Source organism: Gammaproteobacteria bacterium, from assembly GCA_029881255.1.
Lineage (GTDB): Bacteria > Pseudomonadota > Gammaproteobacteria > S012-40 > S012-40 > JAOUMY01.
Window position 1 is genome coordinate 40,814 of sequence record JAOUMY010000004.1, and the last position, 26,406, is coordinate 67,219.

22 protein-coding genes are annotated in these 26,406 nt (G+C 47.2%); 12 read left to right on the forward strand and 10 right to left on the reverse strand.

The features are described from left to right. Positions 1–8 precede the first annotated feature (8 nt). The 3 genes from OEZ43_09690 to pbpG all read right to left on the reverse strand — a co-directional run bounded on the left by OEZ43_09690 (position 9) and on the right by pbpG (position 5,091). A complete protein-coding gene (locus OEZ43_09690) occupies positions 9–2,972 on the reverse strand; it encodes an ATP-binding protein (GenBank protein ID MDH5545854.1) in 2,964 nt (987 codons plus the stop codon). Beyond that, entirely contained in the window at positions 2,878–4,020 is a 1,143-nt protein-coding gene (locus OEZ43_09695; protein ID MDH5545855.1) for a response regulator, read from the reverse strand. The genes OEZ43_09690 and OEZ43_09695 overlap by 95 nt, the downstream gene beginning before the upstream one ends. Before the next feature lie 117 nt (positions 4,021–4,137). Next, on the reverse strand, positions 4,138–5,091 hold the full coding sequence (gene pbpG, locus OEZ43_09700) for a D-alanyl-D-alanine endopeptidase (protein ID MDH5545856.1): 954 nt from the start codon (positions 5,089–5,091) through the stop codon (positions 4,138–4,140). A gap of 264 nt (positions 5,092–5,355) precedes the next feature. Here pbpG and OEZ43_09705 point away from each other — a divergent pair, with 264 nt between their 5' ends. Further along, positions 5,356–7,053: a Na+/H+ antiporter NhaC family protein gene (locus tag OEZ43_09705; protein MDH5545857.1), complete on the forward strand. Its 1,698-nt coding sequence runs from the start codon at positions 5,356–5,358 to the stop codon at positions 7,051–7,053. Here the strand turns inward: OEZ43_09705 and OEZ43_09710 are convergent. Then, the gene (locus tag OEZ43_09710; GenBank protein ID MDH5545858.1) at positions 7,034–8,788 is read right to left on the reverse strand and encodes an HD domain-containing protein; all 1,755 of its coding nucleotides are present in this window, start codon (positions 8,786–8,788) and stop codon (positions 7,034–7,036) included. The two genes, OEZ43_09705 and OEZ43_09710, sit on opposite strands and share 20 nt — an antisense overlap. A 115-nt stretch (positions 8,789–8,903) precedes the next feature. Between OEZ43_09710 and OEZ43_09715 the strand changes: the two genes are divergently transcribed. Continuing rightward, positions 8,904–9,353: a secondary thiamine-phosphate synthase enzyme YjbQ gene (locus tag OEZ43_09715; GenBank protein MDH5545859.1), complete on the forward strand. Its 450-nt coding sequence runs from the start codon at positions 8,904–8,906 to the stop codon at positions 9,351–9,353. 44 nt (positions 9,354–9,397) lie between these two features. Here OEZ43_09715 and OEZ43_09720 read toward each other — a convergent pair whose 3' ends face one another. After that, positions 9,398–9,721 (reverse strand): c-type cytochrome, encoded by a 324-nt coding sequence (locus OEZ43_09720; GenBank protein MDH5545860.1) that lies wholly within the window; start codon positions 9,719–9,721, stop codon positions 9,398–9,400. A gap of 208 nt (positions 9,722–9,929) precedes the next feature. On the opposite strand from OEZ43_09720, the gene trxC reads away from it, so the two are divergent. Both trxC and OEZ43_09730 read left to right on the forward strand, forming a co-directional pair. Continuing rightward, positions 9,930–10,361: a thioredoxin TrxC gene (gene trxC / locus OEZ43_09725; protein ID MDH5545861.1), complete on the forward strand. Its 432-nt coding sequence runs from the start codon at positions 9,930–9,932 to the stop codon at positions 10,359–10,361. Between the two features lie 16 nt (positions 10,362–10,377). Continuing rightward, a complete protein-coding gene (locus OEZ43_09730) occupies positions 10,378–11,646 on the forward strand; it encodes a TIGR04013 family B12-binding domain/radical SAM domain-containing protein (GenBank protein ID MDH5545862.1) in 1,269 nt (422 codons plus the stop codon). Positions 11,647–11,672: 26 nt separating this feature from the next. On the opposite strand, the gene OEZ43_09735 is transcribed toward OEZ43_09730, so the two are convergent. Together OEZ43_09735 and OEZ43_09740 are read right to left on the reverse strand one after the other, a co-directional pair. Beyond that, positions 11,673–12,047, reverse strand: a complete 375-nt coding sequence (locus tag OEZ43_09735; protein ID MDH5545863.1) for a PilZ domain-containing protein — start codon at positions 12,045–12,047, stop codon at positions 11,673–11,675. A 183-nt stretch (positions 12,048–12,230) separates the two neighbouring features. After that, positions 12,231–15,209, reverse strand: coding sequence for an Ig-like domain-containing protein (locus OEZ43_09740; GenBank protein MDH5545864.1), 2,979 nt, complete (start codon positions 15,207–15,209; stop codon positions 12,231–12,233). 320 nt (positions 15,210–15,529) lie between these two features. On the opposite strand from OEZ43_09740, the gene OEZ43_09745 reads away from it, so the two are divergent. Beyond that, a complete protein-coding gene (locus tag OEZ43_09745) occupies positions 15,530–16,018 on the forward strand; it encodes a peroxiredoxin family protein (protein ID MDH5545865.1) in 489 nt (162 codons plus the stop codon). Here OEZ43_09745 and OEZ43_09750 read toward each other — a convergent pair. Together OEZ43_09750 and OEZ43_09755 are read right to left on the reverse strand one after the other, a co-directional pair. After that, the gene (locus OEZ43_09750) at positions 16,015–16,983 is read right to left on the reverse strand and encodes a D-2-hydroxyacid dehydrogenase (protein MDH5545866.1); all 969 of its coding nucleotides are present in this window, start codon (positions 16,981–16,983) and stop codon (positions 16,015–16,017) included. The two genes, OEZ43_09745 and OEZ43_09750, sit on opposite strands and share 4 nt — an antisense overlap. After that, positions 16,980–17,981 (reverse strand): DUF3445 domain-containing protein, encoded by a 1,002-nt coding sequence (locus OEZ43_09755; protein ID MDH5545867.1) that lies wholly within the window; start codon positions 17,979–17,981, stop codon positions 16,980–16,982. The genes OEZ43_09750 and OEZ43_09755 overlap by 4 nt, the downstream gene beginning before the upstream one ends. Positions 17,982–18,045: 64 nt before the next feature. Here OEZ43_09755 and OEZ43_09760 point away from each other — a divergent pair, with 64 nt between their 5' ends. Genes OEZ43_09760 through OEZ43_09770 form a run of 3 tightly spaced genes read left to right on the forward strand, consistent with a single transcriptional unit; the run spans position 18,046 to position 21,016 of the window. Further along, on the forward strand, positions 18,046–19,071 hold the full coding sequence (locus OEZ43_09760) for a hypothetical protein (protein ID MDH5545868.1): 1,026 nt from the start codon (positions 18,046–18,048) through the stop codon (positions 19,069–19,071). Positions 19,072–19,077: 6 nt separating this feature from the next. Then, positions 19,078–20,127, forward strand: a complete 1,050-nt coding sequence (locus OEZ43_09765; GenBank protein MDH5545869.1) for an LLM class flavin-dependent oxidoreductase — start codon at positions 19,078–19,080, stop codon at positions 20,125–20,127. 1 nt (position 20,128) lies between these two features. Further along, on the forward strand, positions 20,129–21,016 hold the full coding sequence (locus tag OEZ43_09770) for an NAD-dependent epimerase/dehydratase family protein (GenBank protein MDH5545870.1): 888 nt from the start codon (positions 20,129–20,131) through the stop codon (positions 21,014–21,016). Here OEZ43_09770 and OEZ43_09775 read toward each other — a convergent pair. Beyond that, on the reverse strand, positions 21,003–21,878 hold the full coding sequence (locus OEZ43_09775; GenBank protein ID MDH5545871.1) for a diiron oxygenase: 876 nt from the start codon (positions 21,876–21,878) through the stop codon (positions 21,003–21,005). The genes OEZ43_09770 and OEZ43_09775 overlap by 14 nt on opposite strands. 318 nt (positions 21,879–22,196) lie before the next feature. On the opposite strand from OEZ43_09775, the gene OEZ43_09780 reads away from it, so the two are divergent. Genes OEZ43_09780 through OEZ43_09795 form a run of 4 tightly spaced genes read left to right on the forward strand, consistent with a single transcriptional unit; the run spans position 22,197 to position 26,401 of the window. Then, on the forward strand, positions 22,197–23,744 hold the full coding sequence (locus OEZ43_09780) for an SPOR domain-containing protein (protein ID MDH5545872.1): 1,548 nt from the start codon (positions 22,197–22,199) through the stop codon (positions 23,742–23,744). Further along, complete coding sequence (locus OEZ43_09785; GenBank protein MDH5545873.1) at positions 23,741–24,580, forward strand: MotA/TolQ/ExbB proton channel family protein; 840 nt, start codon at positions 23,741–23,743, stop codon at positions 24,578–24,580. The genes OEZ43_09780 and OEZ43_09785 overlap by 4 nt, the downstream gene beginning before the upstream one ends. Before the next feature lie 6 nt (positions 24,581–24,586). Continuing rightward, positions 24,587–25,267 (forward strand): OmpA family protein, encoded by a 681-nt coding sequence (locus tag OEZ43_09790; protein MDH5545874.1) that lies wholly within the window; start codon positions 24,587–24,589, stop codon positions 25,265–25,267. A 15-nt stretch (positions 25,268–25,282) separates the two neighbouring features. Beyond that, entirely contained in the window at positions 25,283–26,401 is a 1,119-nt protein-coding gene (locus tag OEZ43_09795) for a hypothetical protein (GenBank protein ID MDH5545875.1), read from the forward strand. The last annotated feature ends 5 nt before the right edge of the window (positions 26,402–26,406 follow it).

Sequence of the window (26,406 nt, forward strand, 5' to 3'; positions counted from 1 at the left end):
CTTGCGCGTTAATCGGATTTCTTTATGCCGATGGCTATTTGCTGAACTGCCTGATCCAGGGTTTCGAAGGTTTTAGGGAGCATTGCATATTGCTGGTCATGAACGTAGAGCTCCATTTCTGCGGCGAGCTCTGACAATACATCGTATCCATACCCACCGCCGATACCTTTCAACTTGTGAAGAATATCGCGGAGTTCATCCCAGCTTTTGTCTGCTATGGCCCGCTTGATCGTGCCAAGAATTGTCGGCAAACTATCGACAAATCTTTCTACCAAGTCCTGCATGTCAGGTTCTTCACGGAGAATGGTGGAAAACACAGGTTTCAAAACGACATTGCCTTGTTGTACAAGATAACCATCTAGTGTGTTATAGAGCCCATCCTTGTTAATCGGCTTGGGGATGAAGGCATCAAAACCGGAGGCCAGGCAGCGTTTTTGATCATCAGCGGTGGCATTCGCCGTCATCGCAATTATAGGTTTGTCATATCCCTTTTCACGTAGTAATTGCGTTGCCTGGTATCCGTCCATTTCGGGCATTTGTATGTCCATGAGGATTACATCAAATTCACCGTCAATTGCCTTCTCGACACCGTCGCGTCCATTTCTCGCAAGTTCGGCAGAGAGTCCTGCTCGTCTCAAGAAATGCAGTGCAAGTTCCTGCAGGGCGGGCGTGTCTTCAACGATAAGTATGCGACCCTGTAGTGTACGTTTGGTTTCTTGATTGCCATTCTCTTGTGTATATCCTGCGTCATATTGCTGAAGATAGCCGGCGTCATCGTGTATTTCAGCAGCTGAGATGGTTAGTGTGAAACAACTGCCTTTGCCTGGCGTGCTTTTCACAACGAGATCGCCACCCAACATACGCGCAAGTTGTCTGGAGAGTGGAAGTCCCAGTCCGGTCCCTCCATACTTGCGGGTTGTAGTTGAATCAGCCTGAGAGAATTTCTCGAAAATCTTGACGAGATGCGCATCTTCTATTCCTATGCCGGTATCTGATACAGCAAACGCAAGTTTTTCTGAGAACTTGTCGTGAGAAATGTGGATAGTAACACTACCCTCTTGTGTGAATTTGATGGAATTACTCAATAGATTAATGAGTATTTGTTTTAGTCGAGTAGGGTCTGTTTTCAAGCGTGCAGGGATGGGTGTATCAAACTCTATCGTGAATTTGAGCGACTTCGTGTTAGCTTGTTGCTGCATAACAGTGTAAATATCGGTGAGTAGACTGGCGACATCGGTTTCCAGAGATTCTATTTCCAGTTTGTTAGCTTCGATTTTGGAAATATCCAGCAGATCATTGATGATATCTTTCAAATGTGTACTGCTGCGAATGATGGTGTTGATGAACTTTTTTCGCTCTACATCACTAATGCCAGAGTCGAGTAGCGAGTCTGCATAGCCAATGATAGCGGTCAATGGCGTGCGCATTTCGTGACTCATATTGGCGAGGAATTCGCTCTTGGCCTGACTCGCAGCCATGGCGTCATCCTTAGCGACCGCAAGTTCACGGGTACGACTTTCGACCATCTCCTCAAGACGCGTGCGATGCTCTCTCAATTCGGCTTCGATGCGTTTGTTGTAGGTGATATCCGTGCCATAAACATAAACACTATTCAGTGCTGGTGCAAAAAGAACGCTATAAATGACATCGCCGCAATCGATTTCCAGTCTCTCGGGGTCTCCGCTTTCAATCGTCTTGGTAACAACAGCTAAAATATCATCCGGCACGATATCACCGACGTTTATATTCCAGTGGAATAGCAAAATATCTGTGCGTGAATTGGCGTAGGATAACTTTCCATTTTTCTCAATTTTAAGTACGGCATTCCAGGTTTCCTCTGGAAATCTTGCCAGTTCGCGTATCTGCTTTTCCTGTTCAAGCCGCTGTGAAATGTCGTGGATACTTCCAATGAATATGATCTGATCGTTTAGCATCATTTCCGTAACGGCAAGATCGATAGGAATCATATTGCCGCTTTTTTGCTTGAGTTGAAGCTCACGACGCATATTGACAACGCGACTCTTGGCGTAACGGCTGCCGGGCACCATGTACGATGAGTGTCGTGAACTATGTGTGCTGTCCATGAGTATCTCGACGGGCTTTCCAGTAAGCTCTTCATTAGAATAGCCGGAAATTCTCTCGATAGTCTTATTGGCCAGTAGGATTGTGCCATGTATATCGGTGGTGATGATGCCGTCGTAGACATTGTTTAATATATTCTTTAAGTATGTCTCTCCATCCTTAGCCTTTTTTTCAAGACGTTTATTGTCTGTAATGTCTGTGATCAAAATAAGATCATTGCTGTTTCGTTTGAGAAATTGAATATTTAGCCAACGATCCTTTGGCGGAAAGTAAATGGTTGTACGATTGTTGTTTTGATTTTTATCAAAGTTGTTTAGCGGTTTGTACAATCCACTCATCAGTTCAGGAATCGCGTCCCAAATAAGGATTCCTTGTTGTGAGGATAGATCGACACCGAAAAATTCATCGCACGCCTTATTGCCGCTTAGCAGTCGATGGGATTTGTCTAGTAGAAGAATTCCGTTTTCCTTTAGTTCCCGATCGGACAGATAGACAGCTGTGTCGCTCAGTCGTGATATGGTAACAGAGAACATGTTCACTGATGGCTGAAAGGTAAACTCTATATTTAGAAGTTGGTCTTTAAAGTCGACGGATGTTTCCAGGAACGAGGATTCGGGTGAGGCAAGCCATTTCAATACATTCTTTGGCAAGTTAAACAGATCTGTTATCGAAGCACTGTCTGTGATTTCTGTGTGTACAGGACTGCTCTGATCTATTTGAAAATCGACAATATTGAGACTTCTATCAAGAAGAAGTATAGACTTGTCATTCCGTTGTTGAAGCTCGGTCATGGATTTAATCTTTGCTGTCGGCACCCAGGCTGCGTTCGATTTGCTGGGTGATCGCATGAAACCTATCTTCGATGGCACGGCCACGGTCATAGATGCCATTCATTCTGTCCGAGGTATCGGTAACCAGTCTCAGCAATCTTTTTTCCTGGTCTTCCGTTAAATCCGCCGTCAGAAATTCTTCTTCTACGCGAATAATCAAGGCTTCGAAGACTTGAGTGATTTCCAGTTTGTTGGCTTCTTGCGCCGTGCTTATGGCTTCAACTGCGTCATGTGTATTGTTTAGAAGTTCTACGAGGGCAACTTTTTGTTTAGAAAGTGAGATCGCATTTTGCAGGCTCTGAACCCGCGATGCCGCACCTTCGGCGAGCGTGGCTAGATGATCTTTGTATCGTCCGTATTTCAGACTGTCGTCAATCGGCATGTTCTTGATCAGAACCGTCATCACTGGAAAATTAAACGCAGTTCGTGATTCGAAATCATAGATTCGTTTTGCGTCTTTAAGTTTGTATAGCAACGTCGATTCTAGCGGTCTGACTACTCCACTGCTGTCGTAGTCCAGGTATTCGTTGTTTTCGATACGAATTTGTACCGCACTATTCAAACCGTATTCCTGAAGTGCCTTCATCAAAGTATCAGCAAGGTCGTCATAGGTATCGCAGCGAAAGCTTCGGGTAAAGAAGTTCAATACCACGCCAATTTCACCGGTATTGGTCAAGGCTTCCATAACCGCTTTTGTGGCATTAGACGTGTTGTTTTTCAGGGATTGCAATTTTTTGCCTAGCTTTACTGCGACCTCGACCTTTTTTTGCAGTTCATTGGGCTGAAATGGTTTTACCAGATAGTCTTCGCCACCTGCTTCGTATCCCTCAATTCGTTCCTCAATGCTGTCCAGGCCAGAAACAAAGATAACTGGAATGTCTTTGGTTTCAGGTGTGTCTTTAATGCGGCGACAAACCTCGTATCCGGTCATATTGGGCATTTTTACATCAAGAATGACGACATCGACTAACTTGTCTTTCAGATAGGCCAGGCATTTTTCGCCATTATCGACGTAGTCGAGCTGGTAGTTTTGTCTTAGGGCGCTTTTAACCAGATCAAAATTGAGGTCTTCATCGTCTACGACAAGTATGGTGGGTTTTTCGCTCATAACAGTCCAGTTCTATATGGTCAATGTAAACATCCACATAGGTTTTCGACCTCAACGGCAACATGCTTGAGTTTATGAGCAAAGAAGAAGCGGATTACGAGATAGAAAAACAGCCGATTAGCTTTGTGCGCTCGCCAAGCCCGCATAGCTGCGTTTTGCGCGTTTTTCGGCGCTATCTATCCAGTGGCGAATTCGGTTCGAATCACCGAATTTGGAGTATTTACCCCAGGAGTTTAGTAATACGATGATGACCGGGCGTTCATTAATGTTGGTATGCATAACCATGCAGTAACCAGCGTCTGCAATATAACCGGTTTTGCTAAGGTTGATATCCCAACTTTTCCTGCGAACTAACCGATTCGTATTGAAAAACTCTACTTTCCAGCCACTACGGTGGTCGATTACATAATCTTTGCCACTGGTCGTCATGTCGCGTATTAAAGGGTAGGAATAGGCGGCGTCGACGATTTTCGCCAGTTCACTGGCTGTGGAGATATTGCCGCTATGTAAACCAGTGGAGTCAGTAAAATGCGTATTTTTCAACCCCAATGCATCGGCTTTGATATTCATTGCGGCTACAAAGGCTTTTTTGCCACCCGGAAATGTTCTGGCGAGTGCTGCCGCCGCGCGATTTTCTGAAGCGGCAAGGGCTATTAGTAACATGTCTTCCCGTGTAAGTTGTGTCCCATAGGAAAGACGCGACTTCGATCCGCGTAAACGATCTCTGTCAGCGCGCTTGATTTTCAAGATTTCATTCATCGGCAACTTTGAATCAAGAATGACCATCGCCGTCATGAGCTTGGTGAGCGAGGCTATGGGTCTTTTCTCATTGCTGTCCCGTTCAAAAAGTACCACTCCATCTCGTTGATCCATGACGATGGCGGCACTAGAGCGTAGAAACAGTTTTTTGGGGTCCAGGTGTTCCGCCAGAAATTCGGCGGGAACATAAGTGCTGGAGCTTGTCGTTTCACTATTGAATTCATTGTCTGATACGCTCTCCGCGTAGGTATTCACGGTGAATACGAGCGAAAACAGCAACGAAAAACAAAAACGGTTAGTAAACGACATCATTTCTCCACAAAAACCAGAATTAAAGGGACACTATTCTATGGGAATACAAGGATCATTCCAGCATTTTTTTATGTCCAAATTAATTCGACAAGAATTGGGAAATTATTTAGTTTTTTTCGGCCAAAAAAACTGATTTTTATAGGATACTCTTGTTTGTTATTATCTAACATATTGATTTTAATGGATGTGCGTTGAGCTGGAAGTTGGTAACGGTGTGACTATTGCTTCTGACTCGATACAGAAAGGCAAAAGGAGCCAGCCGCAGTGTCGATTTTTCGAATTTTGACTGGATTTGCCATCTTTGCGGCTGTGTTATCCCTATTCGCAATATTTGGATCTCAGCAGTCCGGGGTGTGGTATAGCGTGGTTCCCCCGCTGGCGGGGGTGGTTCTGGCCTTTGTCACACGTCGTTTGCTGTGGAGTCTATTGGCGGCGATGCTGTTGGGGGCATTGCTGGTCGCGATTGAGCAAGGTGAGACTGCGTCTACGTTTTTTCCGACAGGCATAGGGCTGGCGTTTACCTACGCCTATAAGGCATTACTCGACCCGTGGAGCCTGAAAATTCTGGGCTTCGTCTTTTGTATTCTTTCGATGATTTCCGTGATCATTTTGTCAGGCGGTCTGAAAGGCATTGTGACTTATCTGCAGCGGTATTCTCATGGCGCGCGTTCAAGTCAGTTAATGACGGCGGTGCTAGGGTTGTTAGTGTTTATTGATGACTATGCAAACACCATGATAGTCGGATCGGCCATGCGGCCAGTCACAGACAGTCATCGCGTTAGTCGAGAAAAACTGGCCTTTATTATTGATGCGACGAGCGCGCCGGTAGCGGGTCTGGCGGTCATCAGCACCTGGATCGGATACGAAACAGGACTGTTTACCAAAGTGTCTGAGTCTTTGCAGATAGGGCTTGATGGCTACAGTATGTTTTTTGATGCGCTGGCCTTTCGTTTTTATTGCGTATTGATGTTGTTGTTCGTCTTTCTGAATATCATTATGCAGCGTGAGTTTGGCGCAATGCATCGGATCTCGTCTTCGTCTCTCGGCTCCAATAGTGTTTCGCCTCAAATTGTCCAACATAGTCATTCCGGGTTCTCAATGGTAGACGCTTCGGCAGACGCGCGAATTTCGGCCTGGAGCGCTATTTTGCCTCTGGGCTTGATGATGTTCACGTTGTTAGGTGGCTTGTGGATAGATGGAAAAGGGCTAAGTCTGTTTCAACAAAGTCTATTTGCACCGCTATTGCCCTGGATGTGGATGGACGTGATAACGCAGGCTAAAAACAGCAGTACAATTCTATTACTATCGGCGAGCGTTGGATTGATCGCTGCCGCGGCTTGCGCGACTTTTATCGCGCACGTTTCCTGGGCCGCGATAGCACGCGCTGCCTATGTTGGTGTGAGAAGCAGTTTGCTGCCCGTGGGAATACTCGTGTTAGCCTGGTCGTTGAAATCTGCGTGTGACGCGCTGGGCACAGGAGAGTTTTTGGCACACAGCATTGGACAAGTGTTGCAGCCTTTTTGGTTTCCGTTATTGTTGTTTGCGGCAGCCGCGTTGACTTCGTTTGGAACAGGAACGAGTTGGGGAACCATGGCGATTTTGATTCCCACGGCCATACCTGTTGCCTACGCACTGGATGGAAACCAGTACGGATTAATTACTATGATTAGCTTGGGGGCTGTGCTGGACGGTGCAATCTTTGGCGATCATTGCTCACCGATTTCCGATACAACGATTATGAGTTCAATAGCCAGTGGGTGTGATCATCTGGAACACGTGCGCACACAGATACCTTATAGTTTGACGGTTGCTCTCACGGCAGCCCTATGTGGTTATATACCAGTTGCTTTGGAATTCTCGCCACTGCTGTCCTATGTGACAGGCTTTTTTGTACTTTGGGCGATATTGTATTTCTCTCCCCGTGCGTATTCCCGGGTAGGGGCTAGTCCTGATAACGGCTAAAAATGGAATCAAACTGGTCCTGCACTCTGAGAAAAGCCTCCAGTATTTGCGGATCAAAATGATGAGGCTTGGTGCGTTCATCACCATTGCAGATAATGTGCACCGCTTCATTATGACTCATTGCATCTTTATACACACGACGCTGGCGCAAGGCATCATAGACATCGACGATGGCGACTATTCTGGCGGCAAGCGGGATTTCTTCGCCAGAAAGTCCGCAGGGATAGCCACTCCCATCAAATTTTTCGTGATGATAACGCGCAATTTCTGCTGCCATTTTCAAGCGCGGTGAATTTCCTAAAATTCGCGCGCCAGCGATAGTGTGTTGTTTCATGACATTGTATTCGTCTTCATTGAGTATGCCGGGCTTTTTCAGAATATTGGCTGGCGTGTGGATCTTTCCAACATCATGCATTTGCGCGGAGTAGGCAATTGTGTTGACGAAGTTGTCCGGTTGATTGAGTTCGCGTGCGAGAACACGACAGTATTCATTTATACGGTTGATATGGGAGCCGGTGTCCTGGTCATTGGTTTCCGAAGCGCGGGCCAGTGCTTCAATGGCATAAATAAAGGCTTCTTCAGTTGCCTTGTTTTCAAGGGAAATACGCAATAGGGCATTGGAGTATATCGCCAGGGTTTTAAGCACCATGGCATCGAACTGATTGATTCGATCGCCTTCGTAAAACGCAATAATAGCGACATGACCACTTCGGTACATCGCATACCGATGAACATTTCCTGTAAATTCCCTTATTTTGGGATCGATGTCTTGTTGAAACTCTTCGGGTGTCTGTTGGCTGTCTTCGATATTGAAGTAGACGGCGTTTTGTTGCCGCTGTTCATTTGAGGGCAAGGGTTTCCACAAAGTTTCAAATATGTCGGCGCTGATTTTTACGGCATCTTCCTCGCCGAAATAGATATGGCCCACAAAGGCGTCATTTTTGCTGAGTGAGGCGAGATATACAAATTTCGGCGTAGCCGCGTTGCCCATATGATCATTGTGTAGAAAGGTTTTTACAATCTGGGTGAAATGGTCCTCCAGATTAAAACTCAGTGGATCGTATTCATTGAAAATCTGGTCCACTAGTTCACTCATCTCGCGTATCAGATTCTGGCTGTCGTGCAGGCGGCGCTCAATACCACGTCGATGAGTGATATCTCTCCCAGCAATAAAAACAGCATCCAGATTGGGCGCGCTATTGATGGTGTAGTCAATGACATGGCCTTCGATATGATGTTCTATACCGAGTTTGTTTTTGTTGTTCCGTATTGCCGAACCGATAATTTCAGCAAACTCTGCCGGCAAGAGTCGATTAGCATCCTGGACCGAAATCGAAGTGTCATTGAGAAATTGTCTGGCTGCCGGATTGATATATTCAATATGGCCACTAAGACTGGTCTTGATCACAATGTCTGGATTCAGTTCCGGAAATATTGCCAGTGAGTTTTGTTGGCGTATGGCTATCACCTTGCGACCAGATACGATCACCAAAAGGGGAATCAAAAAGGGTAGTATAATTTCCCCCATGACAATGACTGGGCTTTTGCCAAGCGATTGGGACAGACTTAGTAAATAGTTGGCGCCCGAATTCCATTGGTAATTAAATGCTTTTAGAAAGTGTATAAACAGGGCGATGGCAATTGCAACGAACAGGGGGCGTGCGAAAAGATAGCGCAAAAGCGCTTCGGGTTGTTCGAACAGTCCAGTCTGTTGCGTGGCTCTCTTAAGAAACATTGCAGATCTTGTTGAAATAAGTTAGAAATCTTCGGCCCTGGTGAGACAGTTCAGGCTATCGTCTGAGAGTTAATTTATCTTGAATGATGCCAGGTGGTTTCGGTATGGGGAGGTAATGAAAAACATGCAGGTCATTTTTGAAGAACTTAGTATTGGTACAGATCATCGTCTTCAATTTATTGATATTGGAGCAGCCATTCAGCAGGCCGTGCATAAATCAGGTGTCAGGCAGGGCATGGTCTCTGTTCAAGGCTTGCATACCACGACCGCAATTACCATCAATGAAAACGAGTCACGACTTATGCAGGATATCGAAAAGTTTGTAGAGAGAATTGCCCCGAGCGATGCGCATTATTTGCACAACGATATTCATCTACGCGACTGCCCACCGGATGAACCGGAAAATGCTCATGCCCATTTGCTAGCCATGATGTTTGGCAATAGCGAATCGTTGGCCGTTACCAATGGAAAAATTGTGCTTGGTAAATGGCAGTCTATATTCCTTGTTGAACTGGATGGTCCAAGACGGCGTTCAGTTGCAGTACAGATTCTGGGGAGTCAGTAGGAAGGAAGGGGCTTTTCTCGGTTGGGAAAAAGCCCCGTTCAAATCTATTTAGAGGAGCTAACCATATACTTTACGGCTGCTGTAACGTCTGCATCGCTTAAAGATGGGTTACCGCCTTTTGGAGGCATAAATCCCTTCGCGCCTTGTACTCCGTTGATCGCGTTCTTAACCAATGCGTCTTCACCCTTGGCTATACGTTCCTTCCATGATGCTGTGTCACCGACTTTCGGCGCACCTGCCATTCCAGTACCGTGACACATTTTGCATGCCTTGTCATAAACCGCGTTGCCATCCGCCAAGACATTGCTGGAAACGACTGCCAGTGCTAGTGCACCGGATAGGGCACAAACTAAATTCCGTATTTTCATCGACCCACCTCACTATTTTCAACTCTCGATTTGACTATAGATCAAATCAACAAGACAGGAAAGGACTTTATTTTTCTGAATGATTTGCACAGGTATTCCTTTCCAGTTTTAGGAAAATAATGACGTATTATTTCGATCTTGCAGACTAAACAATAATCCCCAATTATGGTTACAATTTGGCGAGTAATTTTCAGGGGGGTCAATTGGTATGACTGATTCACTTCATATCGTCTGTCCGCATTGCGAAGCTGTCAACCGCATCGCATCGAGCCGGTTAATGGACGCACCGAAATGTGGAAAGTGTCACAAGGAGTTGTTCTTAGGACAGGTTCTGGAGTTAAACACGGCGCGTTTTCAGCAGCATCTGCAACGTAGCGATATTCCAATCCTGGTAGATTTTTGGGCTCCCTGGTGTGGACCATGTAAAATGATGGCGCCACAATTTCAACAAGCAGCAGCGCTGCTCGAACCCAAGTTGAGGCTGGTCAAAGTCAATACAGAGGTCGAGCAGGCCTTATCGGCAAAGTTTTCAATCCGAAGTATTCCCACATTGGTGCTATTTAAAGGGGGGAGGGAAGTGGCGAGACAGGCCGGTGCAATGGGGACATCAGATATAGTGAATTGGGCGCGAAGCCACTAAGTCGGTTTACCGGGAAATGGCTACTGTTCGGGTCATCGTCAATTTTTCCAAGAGTGCACGTTACGCCTTTAACGCGCTGGTAGGAGCGTTGGATAGTCATATAAGCGACCCGCGTCTGAGTATATGCGCCGCGCGTCGGCGTCAGGATTTGCCTGAACTTCTTCGTGAAAATCTATCGGATTTTACCGTTGTGCTTTGGTCGTTTTATTCGCCTGGCTTCGAGGCAGCAAGCTGTCATCTTAACGAAGTCAAAACTCTGATAGATCGCGACGATATTATTCATGTTGCCGGTGGCGTTCATGCCTCTGCTGAGCCACTTCAAACCTTGAGAGCGGGTTTCGACTATGTGGTCATAGGCGAGGGTGAGCAGGTATTGGTCGAACTTGTGCAAAGACTCCTGGCTCAGCAGTCCTTACAAGATCTACAGGGACTAGCGTATCTCGAAAATGGCAATATGCAACGACGTGGACGCGGACCTTTGATCGACCTGAATGATTATCCGCCATTTTCACCCCGTTACCATATGTTTGGCGCAATAGAGATTACACGTGGATGCGTATACGCTTGCCGCTTTTGTCAAACTCCCTATGTAAGCAAGGCACGCTTCCGTCATCGCAGTATAGAAAATATAGTCGAATATGCGCGAAGAATGCGTAAAGAGGGTTTTAAGGACTATCGATTTATTACGCCAACATCGTTGTCTTACGGTGCGGTTGGGGAGGAGGTAAATCTGGATGCCATCGAAAACTTGCTGTCCGGGGTCCGGCTTGCCGTGGGTCATGACGCGCGTGTGTTCTTCGGGACGTTTCCGTCTGAGATACGCCCTGAACATGTATCAAGAGACGCTCTCGAGCTCATTAAAAAATACGCGGACAATGATAATCTGATTATTGGCGGGCAATCCGGGTCTCAAAATGTTTTAGACTTGAGCAAAAGAGGACATTCGGTGCAGGCTATCGTCAGTGCGGTGGAGCTATGTGTGGCTGAGGGGTTTCTTCCTAATGTCGATTTTCTGTTTGGCTTACCGGGTGAAAGTGAAAGAGATGTGGAAGCGACACAGGCATTGATTACGACCTTAATCGACAAAGGGGCAAAGATACATTGTCATACTTTTATGCCCTTGCCCGGTACGCCTTTTCAGCGAGAGGCGGCGGGCGATGTCGATGAAAAATCCAGTCAGTTTATTTATCGACTCGAATCCAGTGGCAAAGCGTATGGTAAGTGGAAAAAACATGCTGAGACGGCACATCGCCTGGTTCAACTCAGAGACAATCGGATTGAGTAGGACTGCCGTCCGGCTCGAATTCCGGTTTAGTCTATGCTAACGGGTTTTTCCTCGATAAAGGATTCAACAACACTCAAGTCATCGTTACTGATATCAACGAATTCCAGGGTTGAGTAATATACATCCCCTTTGAGGTGGGTATGGATGATGCGCGTTTTGGCATTTACCTCAAACAGACGATGACACACAGGTAGCAGGAAGCGCACATTGAGTATGGCGCCGATCTGGCCAGGGGCCTGAAAAACGATACCAATGCTCACCGCAGAAACGCTAACAATTTTTGCAGTAACACCCTTGCCATTACTCATACGAATAAAGACAGGGCGATTGGCTGCGGTCTTCCGTACGTTGTGCGCATGGTCAAGAAATTTTGCGTCGTCTTGTGTTATTAGCAGACTCATGACTTGGATTCCTTAGCAATCAACTCTTGGTTACTATATCGGGTTTCATACCTGGATTTATGTGATGTAATTCCAGTCGTCGTTGCACTGGGGTCACAATTTGCCGCATTGGTGTACAAAAACATACGAGATTGAGCGTGTTAAGAACATGCCGCGCAAATCGTATCTGAGAGGAAGCGTTCTCTATTTGATGATTTCAGCGGGTCTGATTTCGTTGGTTAAAGACAGACCACCGAGTAATGTCAAAATACCATTGGTTTGGCCTACGGACAATTGACGAGTCGGGTTTGATAATGCCCCGCCGTGTGTCCAGATGCCGCTGAGTGGGTCATAAATTTGAATTTGATCGAGTTGCTGCCCATCTGGTCCACCCCATAAGCCACCAAAAACATGGAGACGTCGATTGTAGACAGTCGCGCCCATCAGGTATCCGCCAGTATTTAGCGGGCGCAAAGTTTCCCAGCTATCCAGAAGAATGTCATAGCGGTGAACTGAGCGAACAAAATCTTGAGAGTTCTCGGAATTTATCTGACCGCCGATATAGTAGAGAGAGTCGTCCTGGGCAAGTAAGGCGGCGTAGCGCCGGTTTTGCAAAACTTCCGCGCCTTTTTGCCATGAATCGGTCTCCGGGTCGAGGACCAGGATGTTATGCGTATGGGTGGCATCTGAACTCGTAGGGATATCGGAATCGTCTATCGTCTCGGTTTGCGTATCCACAATTGTTTGTCGGTCGCCGCCAACCACGTAAATCTTTCCATCCAATGCCGTAGCACTGGCACCGTAGAGCGTGTATGGCAACGAGGGCCCTTTACGCCATGAGTTGCTCGTCGTTTCAAATATATCGACATCGGTTAACACGGTATCTTTCCTGGTAACTCCACCAATCACGTAAATGTCAGTGCCGAGTACTGCGCTAGCGCTCGCATATCTAACGAAGGGTAGCGAGACGTGAGTGCGCCACTGGTCGGCTGGAATACTGTACGACTGAACCGCATTGGTAATTTCACGTGTGTCCGCCGTTATGCCCCCAATTAAATAGACGGACTCACCGACTTGCGCGTTTGTCGAAAGTAAGTGTATCGCAGCGGGGTTCTTTCGCGGATACCAGAGATTTTCTTTAAACGAAAAGTTGGCGCTCTGTTTGACAGGGATATCGCCAATCAACCCACCAAGAATAAACAGGTGACCATTCAATAAATAGCTATGGTAATGCTCTCGCTGATCGATCATTTGCGCGACATTCACCCAGGAACTGTTTTCGCTTACACCGGATAGGCTAAAATTCTCCATCACTTCGAAGTTATTGAGCAATTTTTGTTCAACGTCATAACCATTTATCCGGTACAAATTATTGTCCGCGTAAATAATTTGCGCATGTTCCATGGGCTTGGACAGTGGTGAAACTTCGCTACCGGATGTCCAACTGTTATTGCTTAAGTCGTAGACAGCGATATTATCGGTTATACCATCCGGGGTACGGCCGCCAGCAATAATTATTTTGTTCCCGGTCTGCGTGAGAGCGAAACGACTTCTTGCAATGCTTAAACTTGGACCCTGCCCACCGACTAGTTCGATTTGTCCGGGCGATACAAGAAAGACAGATACGGAATCTAGCGGGTTGCCATCGATATCTTCGCCACCAAAATAGAAAATATATTTTCCATCACTACTGGTAACACATCCACCATAGGCGCGAGGCGTGTCGATGACGGCAGACGAATTCGGTGGCTCCAACTGCTCTTGTTTGAGGTTTAGAATGTCAATGTTTGTTTGTATCTTCGATATATAGCTGGAGATTCCGCCAAGCACATAGGCATAGTCGCCTGAGACGCAAACGCTATGTCCATGTCGATAACTGTTGGCAGACCGGGTGCCATCGAAGCGATTGTTGTCGAAATTATAGGTAGCCATTTCTATCGACGTTTTGCCGTCGGGTGTCTGTCCACCGTGAACGTAAATCGTATTTTTGTATCTGAAGGTTGCTGCATCCTTCAGGCCGTGTTCAAACGCTAGGTTAAACAGACGCGTGTTTTCCGGGAAATACACGGCGAGTTCATCACCCAATGGCAAGGGAGAATCATAAATGGCTTGAAGACGGTAGTAATAGGTAGTTCCCGGCGTCAGTTGTTGGTGTTGATAGCTTACAATTTTGTTTAGGGAAATTCTGGCACTTTGATCGGTGACTCCGGGTTGCTTGCTCCAGAACAAATTGTAGCCGCTCGCATCCATGTCTTCCCAGAATAGTGCAATACCATCGCTGTCCACTTGTTTTACATTAATGCCAGCAATGATGCTTACTCCAATCTCGCGCTCGATATTTTTGAATAAGGCGCGGATCGTTACGGTGCCAGGGCGTTTGGCTGTGACTATTCCCGTCGTGCCTTCGACGGTGGCTGTATTTGCATCAACGCTTGACCACTTGAGGCGGCGATTGACTTCACCATGATTGCCATCGCTAAAAACGCCGTCACTGATCAGTTTGATGCGCTTGCCGGTAACAACAACCTTACCCGGTGGCGTGATCTCGAAGTCGACGAGTTCAGGTAGTATGTTTATCGCGACTTCCCCTGTAAGTTGTCCAAATTTTACGTATATGGTGACGTCACCGTATCCCGTCGCTTCAAGAATTCCCCCCTCATTTATGACGGCGATGTTCTCATTGCTGGTAGACCACTCAAGTCCTTCTTCGATGCGTCGAAATCGGCCTTCTCCCAAATTGCCGAGTGCATCTACGCGTATGGTATCTCCTTGAGTAATTTTTGAAATGCCGACAGAAGGGAAAACAGCGGTGATTTCGGGGAGAGGTTTTATCAATAGCGGGAGTTCTTGTTCCATTTTTTCAAAGTAGACTCTGATGACAACTTCGCCAGGTTCGTGAGTCGTAAGTTCCCCGTTACGCGTGATGCGCGCGATTTTCTCGTCACTACTAACCCAGTTAACTTTGTCGCTGATATCTTTTTCGATTTTTTCATCATAAATACCATAGGCGTATAGCCGGTCTGAGTTGCCTATCGTATAGGTGAGTTCAGAAGAATAAATTCGTATACCGGTGAGTTTAGGTTGAGCGCCGAAGGGATTTGCCTGATTACCCCCGCCACAACTCGTTAGCACGAGTAGACATGCACAGAGGATCAATGTTGAAATTTTGCGGGCAGGGGCCATGGCCTTATATTTTTCCCTCGGGTATTGGCGTTATTCTAATGGCTTTCTTGAGGTGATGCATCGCCGTTAACGAACTGGTTATGCTAGTCATGGGGGCTGAAGCATGAATTAATTCGCTTGTTTGTATATCTTGTTGTATTTAAAGAGTAAATATGATTGGATTCTTCTGAGTGCCTGGCCAGTGCTTACATAAGCTCATCTGGCGCGGGAATTCGATTGACGACTAGTGGTCTTAGACATTCTTAAGGCAAGGTAGTGGTGTAACAAAATCCAGGGTTTGATTTCTAAAGTAGTGGTGGTATGTGAAGAAAGGATCATCCATGAACAGACAATTGGCGACGGTATTCGTTTTGATGTTTGCCCTATTGCCCGCGACAGGGCAGGCATTTCAATTTTTGAAAGACTTCCAGGGAAATATCAAAAGCCTGACGGATTATACCGGCAAAGGTAAGTGGACGGTGGTAATGATGTGGGCGCATGACTGTCATGTGTGCAATCAGGAGGCCCATCAGTATGTGAAATTTCACACGGCGCATAAAGACAGGGACGCAATCGTGCTGGGAATCTCTATGGATGGATTGGAAAAAAAGAAGGAAGCGGAGAGTTTTGTTCAGCGCCACAAACTGAATTTTGACAATCTCTATGGCGAGCCCGAAGCATTGGCTGAGGCGTTCGAAAACTTGACCGGGGTTTCCTGGTTTGGTACGCCGACGTTTCTATTCTTTAATCCCAAAGGGGAGATTATGGCGCAACAGGTCGGCGCAGTACCCCCTAAATTGATCGAACAGTTTATGGTCAATAATCCCTAGCGCACGCAATTACGAGGGGTGCCATTTGCGAAGGCGTTAATGTTGCGGGTGATCTCGTTTAACAATTCCTGTCTTGCCCGTTGACCGGCCCAGGCGACGTGAGGTGTCAGGATGAGATTGGGGATATCGTTTGCCAGCAAAGGATTGCTGGCAATCGGCGGTTCCTTGCTCAAGACATCGATTCCAGCACCGGCAATTTGACCTGCACGCAGCGCCGATGCTAAAGCACTCTCGTCTACTATCCCCCCACGGGCGGTATTAATCAGAAAGGCGCTTTTTTTCATTAATGTCAGTTCGCGAGTCGAAATCAGGTTTTGCGTGAATTCACTAAGCGGGCAATGCAGAGTGACAATGTCTGCAATGCGCAACAAATCATCCAGTGGGACTCGATCGCCGGATGATGATGGTTGGATATTCGTGGTCTGTAGCGATTGAGCGACCAGAACCTTCATGCCGAAGGCGCCGGCCATTTGCGCAACGCCTCGTCCCAGCTCCCCATAACCGACTATTCCCAGCGTCAGCGCATTCAACTCGACCATAGGATAATCGAGTACACAAAAATAAGGACTGCGCTGCCACTGACCATCGTGCGCGGCCCGGTGATGTTGAAAAAGATTGCGTGTTAACGCCAGCATCAAACCGAATACGTGTTCGACTACCGATGCCGTCGCGTATCCGCGTGCATTGGCGACGGTTATTCCCAGACGAGTAGCCGCGTTTATGTCGATATTGTTATAGCCGGTTGCAGCGACACAAATGAGTTTCAAATTCTTTGCGGCCTGCATGTGGATTTCGTTGATGACGACTTTGTTACTGATGATGACATCGGCATCCGCGATACGCGGCACTAGCTCGTCGGGAGTTGTTGTCGCATGTAGTACGCATTTCGTGAGTGATTTTTCTAAGTCTGACAAGTCGAGATCCTGCGGATGCATGCTGTCCAGATCTAAAAACACACCTTTCATTTTGTTGTTCCTGCGCTGGGTCTATTGGCGAGATCATGGAGATACTGCAATATGGCGTCTTTGGACTTAAGCAGACCCTTGTATTTTAAAACTTCGTCACTCATCGACTCGATAGCATTAATCAAATTGCCGATTTCCTCCGACGTAAGCATTTTCACGTTTTCAATATAGGTCCGTATCATGAACAGATAGGCTTCAACTTTCGGGATTCCTACGAGGCACTGACGCTCGATGCGTACATACAATTCCGGTTTCTCCGGATTGAACTGACGACCTTTCCACGATACAGGATCGGTTCCTTCCGGCGGCTGTGGGTGGTGATTGAGTCGCCCATCTGTCGCGATTCCCCAGGCGAAGCGCACAAAGGGACCTTTCTGCAGGAATTGGCGTGACAATGTGTCGATACCGCGGTTGATTTTTTCCATGTGAGGTACGGGAATATGGGCGCCGGCAAAACATTTTCCGACTTTTTCCTCTGCGGACCAGTGATTGGGAAAACATAAGTGCAAAGCGGCAACCACGTCATGTTTGCCGTCGAGTTGCACCAGGGATACGTCTTCCTGCAAATGCGTGCAAATATAGTCGAATAGATCTGCATAGGGACGTAATGCGCCTGGGCTGCCGTCTATCGTTTCGATCAGCGTATAGTCTTCGCTGAAACGCGCGCGTGACTGATCGAGATCGCATTCCAGCGTAAACGTGCCATCTTTTTCACGATAGGTTTTATACAGATCTGGGTATTCGGTATTCAGCTGGTTCAGTAATAGCGTGATGACTGCCCTGCGCGTGTCATCGCGAAAATCGCGGTAGAGATAGTACTTTTCCAGTGACTCCTCTCTTGATCGCTGTTTGGTCTGAAAATATTCAGACCAACGTTCGTCTATCTGAAAGACATGGTGATCCTGGGGATTGCCAAAATTTTTGTCCAGCGCAGATAAACCGGCCTTGATCTCAAAGCGACCACTGTTATAGGGACAATAGTGAGCAGGTTTAAACATGTGGGGGTTCCAATTCGCGTAGGTGAGAGCGTTTTGTCTTGAGACTATCGTATGAAGCTATGCGATGGCTATAATAAATGCGCTTAGTCTGGTCGACATAATTCATATCGACCGAAATCTCTGCCTGGGCTGTCTCTATTTGTGGGCAGCGGTTCAAACAAAAACGGTGAATACTCTGTATCTGCAACTCGCTATGTTTCTCTTGCTGTTTGTCACCGGGCTTATTCTACGCCAGACCCGGCTTGCGGACAAAGGAATTGCCGCGTCATTACTCAATATTGTCGTCAATTTCGGCTTGCCATTGCTCATATTGGGATCGGTCACGCAAGTCAAACTGGCCGGATATTACTCCTGGTTTCCATTCATCGCGGCAACGGTGATGTTATCGCTGGGAGCCGTGGCCTATTTTTTTACCAGACACAGCACGGTGCTTGAGCAAAAAAGTCGTGGTGTTGTGATTGTCGGCGTGATGATAATGAATCTATCTACGCTTTATCCATTCTTGTCCTGGGCATGGGGAGACGAAGCCGTAGCGCGTCTTGCATTGGTGGATTTCGGGAATGGTGTGATCGCCTTTAGCGTGGTGGTAATGATAGCCTCATGGCATGGCCGGGGGCAGGGCAGTGTTGCATCCTCATTGATACTGATGTTGCGGTTCCTGCCGTTCTGGGCATTGTGGCTGGGTTTACTGATTAACGGGTTTGACTGGTATTTTCCGGAATCGCTGTCGCGTTTCTGTCTTGAATTAGGTAAGTGGATTGTGGTGCTGGTCTTTCTCGCGCTGGGGCTTCATGTCAATATACGCATGGGATTACATCCCTGGATCTGGCGGACAATTGCTGTGCGTGTTATTGGTGGTCTTTTGTTATCCTCACTGTTGGCGTTTTTGTTACCCTTGGACCCGCTTTCTCGCGCCGTGGTAATCGTTGCGGGCGCGGCGCCGATTGGTTTCAATACGCTGGTATTCGCCATACGCGAAGATCTGGATCAGGATCTCGCGGCGACTATGGCGTCCTTGTCCGTGTTGGCCGGTATGATTTACATACCACTACTGATAGTCTTATTGGAACGTTGGCTTTTAGCCGCATAGGGAATTATGCAATTCGATCTTTTCTACGAGCTGGCTGTGCCAGGCCATCTTGAGCGCAGTGAAAGCGAAACCTATCGCGAAGCGCTTTCGGAAATCGCCTATGCGGATGAATTGGGTTTTGGCTGTGCCTGGGTGGTGGAACACCATTTCATGCGAGAATATTCGCACCTGTCCAAACCTGAGATTTTCCTGGGCGCATTGTCGCAGCTCACGCGCAAAATACGACTCGGTCACGCAATTATTCCTCTTCCCTTGCATCACCCGGTGCATATCGCCGAACGCATTGCGACGCTGGATATATTGTCGCAAGGGCGTATAGAGGTTGGTATCGGGCGCGGTTTCTCCCCACTGGAGTTTTCGGTGTTTGGTGCCGATATGTCTCAAAGCCGTCAACAAGTGGAATTTTCGCTACAAACGATACGCAATAGTTTTGAAGGACAGCCGCTTAGCTTTCTGGATAAACAGGGGACTGCGAAAACGTGTGACATCGTACCGCATACCGTTCAGCCAGAAGGTCCGCCGTTATGGACCGCGGCGGTTAGCCCCGAAAGTTTTGAGTGGGCCGCACTACAACGATTGGGCGTGCTCGCCGGACCATTCAAACCCTGGTTTATGGTGAAACAGGATATCGCGCGATTTCGCGAGTTGTGGAGTGACGAAACGCCGCCAAAAACTGGGATGACAGTTGGAATAGTTTGTCTTGAAGATGGCGATTTGGCGCGAAAATGGGCGGAAACTTCGCTCACCTGGTTTTATAAAGAGCTGTATCGCACAACGTTGCCAGTATTGGAGAGTTTGTATCCGGGATACGAACACTTTCATGGTCTGGGTAGATTTCGCAAATTGATCAAAATGGGCATTAATTTGCGGATGCTTGAAACCTTTGGCATGGCCGTGGTGGGTACACCGGAGCAATGTATAAAACGTTTACGCAAGTATCAACGCGCAGGCGTAAGTCATTTGTTATGCGCGATTGGGGCTGGTGCCATGCCTACGGAGTTAGTAAAAGAGAGTATGAAGTGTATTAGCGAAAAGGTTATGCCTGCGTTTAGATAAGATGAAAGTTTTTATTACGGGCAGTAGCTCACATCTCGCACAGGCCTTGTTGCCGCGCTTGTGCAATGACAAAGATATCGAGCGGGTATCCGGTCTGGACATCCGACCTTCACGTTTTCACCATCCAAAATTCTTTCCGGTCATCGAAGATATTCGTAGCCGCCGGCTGCAGGCGAGACTACTTGGTCACGATGCGCTTATTCATATGGCCTATGTTGTACTGCGAGGAAGAATGTCCGAACAGACCATGCGCTCAGTCAATGTTGATGGCACTTTACAGTTGTTTTCAACGGCACGGGAAGTCGGTATATCGCGGTTAATCAACCTTTCCAGTGCGGCAGTCTACGGAAGCGGTACCATGCTGAAAGAAGAGGCCGTGTTCAACCCGCTTCCCGATTTTCTGTATGCAGCACACAAGGTAGACGTTGAACGGCGATTGAAAAAAATTGCGCCACATATTATTCAACTGCGTCCGCATATCATTCTCGGCCCCTGTGCCCAACCCTTACTAAAACAGCTGTTACGATTACCTTTTTACATAAAACTGGCTGATCCACAGCCCCGGTTGCAGGCGGTACATGAATCCGATGTTGCTAATGCCATTATGCTTGCCTTGCGGACGACAGGGCAGGGCGCTTTTAATCTTGCACCGGATGATAGCTTGAGCTTTTACGACATGATGTATTTACGCCGTAACTTCAATATTGGCATAACGCCAGAGTTGGCGTCCACACTGGTAAATCTGGCATGGAGGCTTACGGGATGGGGCGGCGAGACTGCCTGGGTGCAGGGCGCAAACAACAGTCTGACCTGTGATAATGGGCGTGCAAAAACTGTATTGGGTTGGCAGCCTATCTATACGACAGAGCAAGTCATTAAAAGCTGTTGAGATCCAGGCGAATATCGTAGCGTTGAAGCTGGCGCATAGTTGGCAATACGCATTTTTCAACGAGGTGTACTCGTTTGGGATTGCAACGCGCACGCTGTCGCCACAACCGTCCATTTGACAATCCTGCGTATTCATAAATCTTTTCATGCGGCAGATAGAACGCAGTCACAAATTCATTGAAGATTCGATTGATCAGGGCTTGGGAGATATAACGTGAAAAACGTGAGGTGCGCGCCATGGCGCGATCTAATTGTTCGCGTGCAAACGCAATATGCCGAGCTTCATCCTTGATATGTCGTGTACACATTTGTTGAATCACCGGATTGACTGAGGAAGAAGACTCTTTGCGTATAAACCGGTTCATTTTGTCAGGTACTTCTTCACCGATAGTAACGACTAGCCAAAATAATGCGCTGTTAAACGGCAGATGAAGTCCGACGAAATTTGCTAAACCTGGCCACTGATTTTCTATACTGGGTATGGCAAGTTTTGCCCGATGCATGAGTTCGAGAAACATCAGGCTATGTCCCGCTTCTTCGCGTATCTCATGCAAGATATAGCGGTGTTCTGCAAGCGTTCTATTTTCTTTGCGCGTGGCCTCAATAAGACGTTTGAGAAAGATTTGCTCCAGCCATACCCCTGCCTGAATGATGCTGATAAATTCGTATTGACTGAGACGTTTTCTTTGAAATTCAGGCAAAGACTCAAATTCTGCCAATCCTGATAGCGAAATTGCGTCCGCTGGTAGCCAATAGTCATGGATTGAAAGCGCATCCCATTCAATGGTCGTGAGAGGATCGGCATATCGGCTGCTGTTATGGGACAGATGCTCGGCTAAGGCACGACGGTTGGCTACGGGCAAACGAATACTCCTGTTTTACAAGGGAGAAAATGCTTAGATAATCCGCAATATAGCACTATCTTTCGCGATTCTGAAACCGCGGTATTGGCCAGTTCAGCTCACCTATAGTGCGCCGCGGCACTTGTCAGCCGCTGAAAATATTTCCACCCCACGATGTCGCGTGTTGCGTAGCAAGTCGATACTAACTTTGTATATCGGTACGGCGTGTCTCTGACTCTTGCGCTGACTCAATATAAAGCCAAGTCTTTGCGTTTGAAATTTAAGAAAAAATCATGTCCTGTCGAAATAGCGTATATGGCTAAATAGATAAGGGAAAATATGTACAGCGGAACCCTCATTCAATTGGTGAGATTGAGTCTGTTATCAGTGTTGATGACAGCGCCTGTATATGCATGGGATAGGTTAGAACAATTACCAATACCGTCTGCAAGGGAGTTGCTCGATGATGAGAAACCCCTTTTTAATCAATCGATAAAGCTTATGGTTGAGGGCAAAAACTCCGATGCGATACGTGCACTACAACCGATGGCTGAGGGCGGCGTCGTTGATGCCCAGGTCGCCCTTGGAAATATTTTGGCCCATGAGTCAACTCAGCAACAGCAAAAGAGTGGTTATCGTTATCTCTACTTCGCAGCCAATAATGGAAATTGGCATGCGCAGCTGGTGGTATCCAATGCTTTTCGTGAAGGAATTTTTACGCCGGTAGACTATGGCAAGGCGCGTCATTGGCTTAAACGGGCAGCAGTAAACGGCGATGCCGCCATAGTGTCTCAGGAAACTGAGGCCTTGAATCACACCATGATGCTGGAGTCGGTGTCGCAGCTAGAGCAGGCACAATACGATGAGGCAGAAAAACTCTTACGCGAACTGGCAGAAGAAAACGTCGTCTCCGCACAGGAAAAGTTGGCGGGTATTTATCAGAACGGCTTTCTGGGCGAGGACAAAAAAGATGTTGCGCAGAATTGGTGGCATAGAGCCGCGCAACTTGGCTCTCAGGAAGCACAATACCAATTGGCCATGTCGTATTTTTCCAGTCCTGCCATTAGTGACGAACAACGTCAAAACGCTATTCGTATGCTGGAAAAGGCCGCACAACCGGGTAAGGCTGAGGCGCAATATCAACTCGGCATTATCTATCTGACCGGTCAAGGTACAGACAAAGATGCGGATAAGGGTATTTTCTATTACCGCATGGCCGCAGAGCAGGGAAATGTGGATGCGCAGTACTCCCTTGGTGTTCGTTACGTCCTCGGTGAGGGCGTGAGTAAAAATGAATATGAAGCCCATCGTTGGTTTAAGGCCGCCGCTGATCGCGGTATGTCGAAGGCGATGCACAATCTCGCCTTAACGTATTTATATGGAATGGGCACTGAACCGGATGCCCAGATGGCAGAACGCTGGTTCCGATCCGCGGCAAGAGACGGCGTGGAGAAATCGACGGGATTTATTCAACAAGACACTTCAGTCCAACCAACGCTGGTTCGGGTTGCCGATGCAACACCGAGTGCAACAAAACCTAAGACCAGCAAAAAAGCGACGGTTACGAATACTCGGAAAGTTGAAACAGTAAACGGCGCAGACTGGTTTCTCAACCTTCCGACCAAAGGATACACTTTGCAGGTACTGTCTGCCGCGAATCCCCGTAGTGTCGATGCATTTCTTTCAAAGCACAGGTTAAAGCGAAAAAACTATTTGCACTATATCGATCGATCCAATAAACGACCTTTGCATGTTGTTCAATACGGCTATTTTGACAGTCGTGAAGAGGCGGAAAAAGCAGCGAAAGATATGTCGAAGACGCGAAAGAATTTTGAGCCATGGATACGTGATGTAAAAAGTATCCGTAATAAAATTGTCAATATATGAGAGCACGGCAGGGCGGATTTATTTCATGGGACACCGTATTCGGCATACTTGCCGGATTCGGTTTGTTCGTTTTTGCGGTATGGACATCGACAGACAATGCGTTGGTGTTTTGGAGTGTAGCGAGTTTGTCTATGGTTATCGGCGGTACATTTGCAGCTACGCTGATTTCATATCAATCCGCCTATGTCATGAAGACGATTAAGGCATTGTTTGGCATTCTAATTCCCACGCGTGTTAGTGCTGGATCTTTATTTGCCGATGTGGGACGGCTGCTTGAATGGAGTCGTGACGTACGGGAAAAAGGTCCGGCAATATTAGACGATCAGTTGGAAAATGCCGCCGCGAATAAGCTGGATAAATTTACGGTGCACGGACTCAACATGCTTTCCAGCGGCTATAAGGGCGAGGAACTGCGGGAGTTGTTAATGGAACTGACAGAGACGATGTTTGATCGTTCTCAAGTGCAGGTGGGTGTTCTGAAAACGATGGCGCAGTTTGCGCCAGCATTCGGCATGATAGGCACCTTGGTCGGTCTGGTCATCATGCTGGATAACTTGAAGGCAGATGTAAGCCAGTTGGGGCAAGGACTTGCCTTAGCATTGATAACAACACTCTACGGTGTAATTGCCGCGAATCTCGTGTTTAAGCCAGCGGCACTGAAAACGGATCAAAAAAACAATGTTATGCGCTTTCGAAACACGTTGTTATCTGAAGGGTTTGTGATGCTGAGTGAAAAAGTGGATCCACTCAAAATGCAGGACAAGTTGAACAGCTTTCTAGATCCCGCAGTTCACTTTGACTTGCTTGCAACAAACGAAAAGGGCAAGAAAAGGTAAAACGCCATGGCTACCAGATACCGAAAACGGTCTGCGGTGTCGGACGAAGATAGCGAAGACTGGTTGCTGACATACTCGGATGCGGTGACATTGTTGATGACGTTTTTAGTTTTGATGTTGTCCGTATCGACTATCGATCAGGCGAAATATGAGCAGGTTGTAGAGTCGATTAAAGAGAAAGGCCTGGATCAGGACAAGCAGTATGTATCGCCGTTCGAGACGCTACAGGAAAAATTGAATGATGTTGCCAAAGAACATGATATGGAAAAAAACATGACCGTGACGCGCCAACCAAAAGGGCTGACGATAGAGTTGGCATCGTCCAGTTTGTATACCGTGGGTTCTGCAGACATACAGGATGCGGCACTGGCGGCCTTGAGTGATGTGGCGTCGTCGATAAAAGGTTTTGACTATGACAATTACCAGGTGGAGATTGAGGGGCATACGGACAATGTGGCAATCAATACCGAGCGCTATCCCTCGAATTGGGAGTTGTCTGTGCACCGGGCAACGAACGTCGTGCGCCATTTTCTGCAGAGTGGCATCGATAACGATCGTATCAAGGTCGCAGGTTATGCCGATACGCGTCCAAAAGTACCGAACCAGGACGTAGCTGGAAATGCAATCCCTGGTAATCAGGCTATCAACCGACGCGTGGTGATTCACGTGGTGAGAAAAGAGGATTAGGGGCAGGTAATGGAAATGACTTCACTTGTCAGAAATGGTAGCAAACGGAAGGCGCTGTTCTTGCTCATGTCTTTTTTCGTGATTTCACCAGACGCAGTGATGGCTGCTGATCCGTCAGCTACACCACAAGTCGAACGCTTCAAGTTGAGTTATCGCGATGCAGAGATGATTCAGTATATAGATGCTCAGGAAAAATTCGTTAAGTTGCTTGATTCGCCGGGTGTGTTAACAGAGGAAGTATTAAAGGATATAGATTTTGAAGTAAGAAATATTGCCTTTTATCGCTTCAACGACAGACAGTACAAAAAGTTTCCACGCATATTCTACGACTCGATTGAACAAAGACTAATGGACCGTTTTATTCGGGCCAAACGTTTCGCAGTACATGAATGTTTTGAATGTAAAACGACACGCGTACTGTTAAAGGAAAAGCAGTTTTCCGTTTTGCGCCAACTTGATTCGAACGAGGCACTCAACGAAGTGGGGAAGAAAATTGGCGTCGACAGCTTTGTTTTGTGGGAAGCCTATATGTATAAGGGTGACCCTATGCTTAATATACGCGTCGTCTCGGCAGCAGATGGTCAGGTCCGATGGTCGAAACAATACCTGAGTGAACCTGCCTATGAATTTGAGTGGGAGATGTATAGCTCACTGTGGGGAATAAAGGCGATAAGGGCAAGAACTTCGGGTAGTGGTTCGGATATCAGCGTATCGCCCATTCTCGACATAGGTCTCAGAACCCTGTCGCGCTCAACTATTTCGGACAAAATTTATTATGGCTACGGCGTCGAAGCCTTCTTCAATACGATGTATCGCACCCAGGTGGATCTTTACGGCTTGAGTCTGAATGCCCGTGTGGGCGTCGAAATGGATAGTATGCTTGGGCTGGAAATGAAGAACTATGGCAATTGGCTGATGTATCTTTCCGTTGGTCAGGCGTTCTTGAAAAACAATCCTGTGTTATTGATTCGGGGTGGTCTGGAGATACGTATAAACAGGCGTAATTTTATTGAGATTGGTGGCGTGTTCATTCCTACGACGACATTTAGCAACGGATCAGCTTTGGCAAATTACAGTGATGTGTCTTCGCTTAGTAACCTTGGTTACGACGTCACTATCGGTTTTCGTTTTTAGGTGAA